Below are 6,816 nucleotides of genomic sequence, written 5' to 3'. Positions count from 1 at the left end.
AAAAACACGCCGACCTTACATAAATTGAGGGGTATGGGAAATTTCCCATACAGAGTTGCAGCTGGCTCTTCCGTATCAACCCGTTCCGGGCGGTAAACTTTTGCAAGGCCTTACCGATACTTTAGATGTGGCCGAACTGACGACTACCGACCGCGCTAAAATATCCTTGCGCCGACGCACCCGCCCCATCTGGCGGGACTATCTCGAAGTGGCCGTGGTGGCTTTGGTTTTGGCGTTCATTTTGCGGGCCTACGTGGTGCAGGCCTTCCGCATACCGACCGGTTCGATGGAAAACACCCTTCTGCCCGGGGATTTTCTTTTGGTCAACAAGTTTATTTTCCATTTCAAAGACCCCAAACCCGGGGAGATCGTCGTTTTCCAGTATCCGTTGAACACGGACCGGGTTTTCGTCAAGCGCTGCGTGGCCGTCGGCGGGCAGACGGTGGAAATCCGGAACAAGGTTTTGCGGGTGGACGGGAAGGTGGTGCCGAATCCACGGGACGCCAAGCACAAAGACCCCAAGATTCTGCCGCGGGAATTTTCCTCCCGCGATAATTTCGGCCCCAAGCAGGTGCCGTTGGACCAATTCTTCGTGCTCGGCGACAACCGGGATGACAGCCAGGATTCGCGGGAGTGGGGTTTTTTGGAACGCAAATATCTTATCGGCAAGCCGATTATCGTTTACTGGTCTTGGAAGCCGGATCCGCAGGAGCCGAAGCTGGAGTTTCCGTATGTTTTTGAATTTATCAGCCTAACGGTTTACAACATCGCCCATTTCTTTGACCGGATGCGGTTCGACCGGTTGGGAATGGTTGTAGATTAATACGAATCTGTAAATCTTAATCATTTAAAGCGCCGTTTTTCGATTCATCTAATCCGCATATTTTTCGGCTTGTAAGCCAATTCTACAAATTGTGGTGGCTGATAGTTGGCCACTATATGTAGTTGAATTGGTTGATTGTAATAAGAGTTTCCGGTTTTTTGCAAAAAAGTGCTTGACAAATTATTGGAATCCCCCCATACTTTTAATTCAGGTAAAAAGGGTTTTGCGATTTTGCCGGAAATTTTTCCGGTAAGGGCCCCGGTTTTTTGGGGCAGGACGGCGGTCCCCCTTGAGTTGTTTAAGGGGGGTGGATTAACGCATAACAATATGCGGGAGGTGAGTTGTAATGTACGAACTGCTCATCGAACAACTTGAGGCGAAGGTAGCGCCGGGCGGCGGTGGATCCGGTGGACAAGGGTAATTGAAGCAGCCTTATCCTTCGAAGGTAATAAGGGCTGTCCAAAAGACGGCCCTTTTTTATTTGTCTTCTTTTTGAGCGGAGTTATCCAGATTATTTCATTTACTAATTTCGTACGCAAAGCACTTGAATTTCCTAATTGCTTTTATGTTTTTTGGTTATAAAGAATGTGAAGTTTTTTCCTATTTTCACTTTTTGGTTCAAATTGGTCGCTTGCCAGGTTCTTAATGTTGACTTTTCTGCTGAAAGATTCGTATTTGTAAATGCAAGTGTTCCGTATTTAGAAAGCTACGAAATGGCCGCAAGGCCCGGACGCTTGGTCCCTTCCGGAAAACTGGGGGGAAACCGACGTAGCTCACAGGAGGTGAGCAAATGTACGAACTGCTCATCGAACAGCTTGAGGCGAAGGTCGCTCCGGGATTAGGTTCCGGCGGCCAGCAGTAAAAGCTGTAAGCAGCCAAGAAAGCCGCCGCAAGGCGGCTTTTTGGTCTTATTGGCCCAAAGTTTCGGCGATTTTCCGGATTTCCGTAAGAAGTTCCACTTTTTGCGGGTCGTTTAAGTAGCTGTTCATACTTTCATCCGTGGTGAAATTCTCTTTCAAATTCTCCAGAACCTGTGCCGCCGATTGCAATTCGCCGAATGCTTTTCGATAATTTTTTTCCTCCATTGAAATCTTAGCCATAAAGTGATGCAGTCGCCAGATTTTTTCCGGCTCGGAAAGGTCGTAGGCGAGCTTTAAGGCTGCGGCTCCCTTTTGACGGGCCGTATCGAATTGGCCCAAATGAAAGGCGGACCGGGCTTCAAGGAAGAGCCCTTCGCAGGAGAGGGTCGGACTCGCCGGAACGGCAGAAAGGGTGCGGACGCCGGAAAGCAGTTCTTCGATTTTTTTCGAGCTATCCGGTCTTCCCAGCAATTCGATTCGCTCGAGTGCAAGACGGTGGCACTCCGGAAAATATTCGCTTTCGGCCAACAGCTTTTCGGCTTCACCAAGGTGTTTTTTCATTTCGGAGGTTTTTCCTTTGCGGGCCGCTAATTTTGCCAAGAGCATGAGCAGTCGCCCCCGCAGGCTGCGATCCGAAACATTTTTTATTCTTTGAAGTGCCTCTGCGGCCGCTTTTTCCGCCTCCGGCAAGTCGTTTACCAAAAGGGCCAGCTCGATTTTTTCCAGTCGGAGCGGGATCTCGCTGGGCAAATCGTGAATTTCATCCACCAAGGCGAGCCCGTGAGTCAAATACTTTTCCGCTTCAGCATACTGCCCTTGCGCCTTTAAACTGCCTCCCAGAGTGGCGAGAAGGGATAGGTGGTTGCCCTTGAAGTTTATTTTTTCCGACAGCTCCAAGCCCAAAAGCGCGTAGTAGATGGCTTCCGGATAATTGCCCGACCGATAAGCCACGATAGCAAGATTATCTATGTTAAGAACTTCCCATTTCTGGCTGACAATCTGACGGTTCAATTCCAGAGCTTCCAAAAGGAGCGTTTTGGCTCCTTCAAATTCCCCTCGCAGGGCCAGAATGAAGCCCAAGTTATTCAGACACAGGGCAGTTTGCTCTTTTTCGTCCAATTTTCGGTTCAATTGCAACGCCTCCCGCAGAAAACGGACGGCATCCTGCAGACGGTCGGCCATCATTTGGGCCACGCCGATGTTATTCAGCGTGCTGGCCAGATTTTTGGTATCTCCCAGACGGCGCTGGATTTCGGCGGCCTGGGTGTAATGCAACAACGCCTCATCAATACGCAATTGATGGGCATACGTGGCTCCCAAATTGTTGTGGACGTAGGAAAGCTTGCTCTCATTTTCCAGTTTTTGGAAGAGAGCCAGCGCTTTTTTCAGAGTCTTTTCGGCTTTGGGAAAATCCGGCAATTGACGAAAATGATTTCCCAGTCGATTGGTGGCGATTGCCTCCGCTTCCAGGTTTTTCGATTTTTTTGCCATCCGAATGAGCATGAGAAATTCCTGGATGGCCTTTTCCAGTTCTCCTTGCCGCCCGAAAAAGTCGCCCCGTTCGCGGTAAATCTCCAAAAACAAGCTTTCCCGACGGACACCGGCCGGGAGTTTTTGAGCCCATGCAAGCGATCGATTCAAATACCAGCTTTCCTTTTTGAAATCTTCTTTGGCGCCCGCTTCGCCCGCTGCCGCCATGGCCTGCCGGGCGGCTTCTTCCCAAAGACCGGCGCCGGCGGCTTGAAATTCCCATTCAGACGAGCGGGATTTGTCGCCTAATTGGTTGCTTCGGGCAAAAAAGCCCCAGATTCTTCGATGGGTGTCCTTTGAATTTTTTACCGTGGCATATAGCGCTTCCCGCAGGCCGGGGCGGGAGAAGGCGAGGCGGTTTTCTCCCAGTGTGAGAAGGAAACCGGCTTGCTGCAGGTTTTCCAGCAACAGTTTCAAGTTACTTTGTTCCCAAAGGCCGGTTTTGAAGATTTCCTCGGGATTGAAGAAGCCGAGGAAAAACGAGAGTCGAGCCAGAAGCTTTCGTTCTTCATCCGGGAGGGTGGCGGCGAGCGCCAGAAGCTCTTTTTGTGAAGCGGGGGAAAGGGGGACATCCATGAGAATGTTTTCCTTCCATTCCCAGCCCGCGCCATTCCAACGAAGCAGCTTCTTTTTCTGCCAGAAGCCCAGTTCAAACTCGATTAAAGACACCTCGCCAGAAGTTTTCCGCCATAAGAGTTTGGCGGTTTCCTGGGAGGCGCCGAAGCCGGAGGCCAGCCAGTCGGCGAGCTCACGTTCGGAAAGCCGGGGATAGGCCCGCGAGGAATTATTCTGCTCGATGGCCAGCCGGACGGTATGAACGGTGGATTTTTTTACAAGGTCATCTCCATCCTTCAACTCCTCCTCCGCCCGTAGAACGGCGGCGGGGGTCTCGGCGGAAAGCTCGTTTCCCCGTTGGAGGGAAGGGGAAGCCCAAGGCCTCGGCAAAAGTGTCCGGCACCAGTCGGCGGAGGACTCTTCCACCCGGGCGAGTTTTTTTTGCAGGGCGGGATCTTCCAGAAGCCAATCCAGCACTTGGATGCCGTCGCGCGGGCGCTCCTCCCTGTTTTTGGCCGCCAGCCGGCCTATCAGATGCTGCCAGAATTCCTTTTCCTTCAAATTGCGAATTGGGAGCCGGGGCAGCGGCGCTTCCTGATGGCGGGCCAAAGTCGCCGCCGGGTCAGGGTCGGCAAACGGCGGTCGCCCCAGAAACAGCTCGCAGAGGATTATCCCACAGGCGTAGAAGTCCGCCCGGGCGTCGGGCTTTTCCTTCCTAATCATCTCCGGCGCCAGATAGTCCACCGTGCCTCCCACATTCTCATTATCCGGCGGGCTTGCGGACTGGGCCAGACCCAAATCCATAATTTTCAACTGCAACGGGAGCTCGGCCTTCCGCCTTGGCACGACCAGGAGATTGGAAGGTTTCAAATCCCGGTGCACCAGTCCCTTTTTGTGCAGCAGGGCAAGCCCCAGAAAAAGTTGATAGCAGAGCAATTTTCTGGAAATCGAGTCGAGCTTCGGCCAGCATTCCCGTATGTTTTTTCCTTTTAGAAACTCCATCGTGTAAAACGGGGTTTCTTGATCCGTCCAGCCGAAGCGGAAGAAGCGGGCGAAGGCGGGATGGCAAAGGTTTTTGCCCAGGAGGTATTCTTGCTTGAAGGATTCCAGCGCGGACTGCTGATTCGGTTTCAGAACCTTGACGGCAAAGGGGCCTTCTTCCCCTTCGGCCAGAAAAACCTCGGCAAAGGCCCCTTCCCCCAAAAAGCGGAGTATTTTCAGCGGTTTTTTATCTAAAAACAGCCCGGGTGTTTCGCGAGCGGAGCCCATCAGGGGCGGTTGGAGACGGAAAAGCTCAACACAAAGGTGGTTCCGGTACCGGGCCGGCTTTCCACCGTGATTTTGCCACCGTGGGCCTCCATAATCCGCCGGCAGTTGGCCAACCCCAGCCCGTGGCCGGTCGGTTTGGTGGTGAAACGGGGTTCGAAAATGCGGGTCAGGTTTTCCGGCGGAATGCCGGGGCCGTCATCCTTCACCTTCAATTCAATGCAATCCTTTTCGGCGCGGAAGACCGCCGAAATTTCGATGCTGCCCGTGCTTTTTTTAGAATCCTTGATCGCCTCGGCGGCGTTTTTGATCAAATTGAAGAACACCTGCTGCACCTGTCCCACGTCGATGGTGACGGGGGGCAAATTGGCCGGCAGATGGGTGAAGAAACGGACATGGGCGAAGCTTTTCTGCGGCTTCAGCGAAAAGAGCAAATCCTCCACCAGCCGGCGCAAGTCAAACTCCCGCATTTCCGGTTCCAGCTTGGAAAAATCCATTAGACTGTCCGTAAAGCGGCGCATCTTGCCGATGTGCTCCAGCACCCCTTCCACGTTCTGGGCGACCTTGTCCCAGGCCTGCTTTTTGATGTTCAACAAAAGCATTTCGGTGTTGGAGGAGATAATCGACAGATAGTTGTTCAACTCGTGCCCCACGGAGGCGGCCATCTCCTCCTTGGCCACCAGTTTTTCGGAAAGAATGATGTACTTTTCCAAAAGCACCTTTTCGGTGATATCGTCGATGACCAAAATGGCGGAGTTCGATTTTTTGTCCGGGGTGGCCAGCGGATGGGCTTTCCAGGAGAGAACCCCCTCCTCCTTGCCGCGGGTCAAATAGTAGCGGGGTTCTTCAAAGGAACGTCCCGTGCGGATGACCTCCTCGCAGGTCTCCTCCCAGTAGGCCACGTGGTCGGACGGCAGAAAATCGGCGAGCTTGATCGGACCGGAGGCAATGCGGACCTCCTCCCGGCCAAAAATTTTATAGGCGGCCCGGTTGGCCGTGGTGACCTCCAACGCCTCATTCAAAACCAGAATCCCGACCGGGGTGTGGTTGATAACGTCCTCGTTGTAACGCTTGAGCTGGAAGACCGAGTCGTACAACCGGGCGTTTTCAATGGCGATGGCGGCCTGCCCGGCGAAAAGCTCGAACAGGTACAAATCGGATTCCAAAAAGATGGAGGCCTGGGCGGAGGAGTCCAGATAAATGATGCCGATGACTTCGTCCTTGGCCTTCAGCGGCACGCACATAATCGAGCGGAGGTGCAGCTCGGCAATCGATTTCTGCGAGGAGAAACGGGGGTCGGCCTGGGCGTCCGAAGTGTAAATCGATTCCCCGGTTTCGGCCACCTTCATGGAAATGGAGGAGGAGATCCGGAAATCCTCCTCCGACAGGTGCTCCTTCTGGATATTATGGGCCGTGCGGAATTCCAGTTCGCCGGCTTCGTTTTTCAACATCAAAAAACCCCGCTCTGCTTTCAAAAACTCCACGGCCTTCTGCATTACGATGGACAAAATCTCTTCCGTAAAGAGGGAGGAAGAGATGACTTTGTTGATTAAAAGCAGCGCTTCAAGATCTTCGTGGCGGTATTTGGCTCCTCCTTCCGAGGTATCCACGCGGGGATGAGCTTCCCGGATTTTCTTCAAGGTTTCCTGCATCTCCTCCACGATGCTTTTGGGGAGGGAGGGACGGACGGTCTTTACGGAAAGCTTGTCCGTGTTGCCAAACCCTTTGGGAGGGGTTGGTTCTTTTTTCTTTTTGGTTGTGTGTCCCGCCATAGCTTATCGC

The 6,816-nt window shown here is 52.8% G+C and carries 3 protein-coding genes; 1 reads left to right on the top strand and 2 read right to left on the bottom strand.

Translation table 11 applies throughout. The features are described from left to right. Positions 1-100: 100 nt before the first annotated feature. A complete protein-coding gene (gene lepB, locus VNL73_08555; GenBank protein ID HXF49456.1) occupies positions 101-823 on the top strand; it encodes a signal peptidase I in 723 nt (240 codons plus the stop codon). Between the two features lie 908 nt (positions 824-1,731). Here the strand turns inward: lepB and VNL73_08550 are convergent. Both VNL73_08550 and VNL73_08545 read right to left on the bottom strand, forming a co-directional pair. Further along, positions 1,732-5,037, bottom strand: a complete 3,306-nt coding sequence (locus tag VNL73_08550) for a serine/threonine-protein kinase (protein HXF49455.1) — start codon at positions 5,035-5,037, stop codon at positions 1,732-1,734. After that, positions 5,037-6,806 carry an ATP-binding protein gene (locus tag VNL73_08545; protein HXF49454.1) on the bottom strand — a complete coding sequence of 590 codons (1,770 nt, stop codon included), beginning with the start codon at positions 6,804-6,806 and terminating at the stop codon, positions 5,037-5,039. Before VNL73_08545 ends, VNL73_08550 begins: the two co-directional genes overlap by 1 nt. Positions 6,807-6,816 lie beyond the last annotated feature (10 nt).

The sequence above is a fragment of the Verrucomicrobiia bacterium genome (assembly GCA_035574275.1).
GTDB lineage: Bacteria > Zixibacteria > MSB-5A5 > DSPP01 > DSPP01 > DSPP01.
The sequence above is the reverse complement of the archived record's forward strand: the minus strand, read 5'-3'. Positions and strand labels throughout refer to the sequence as shown.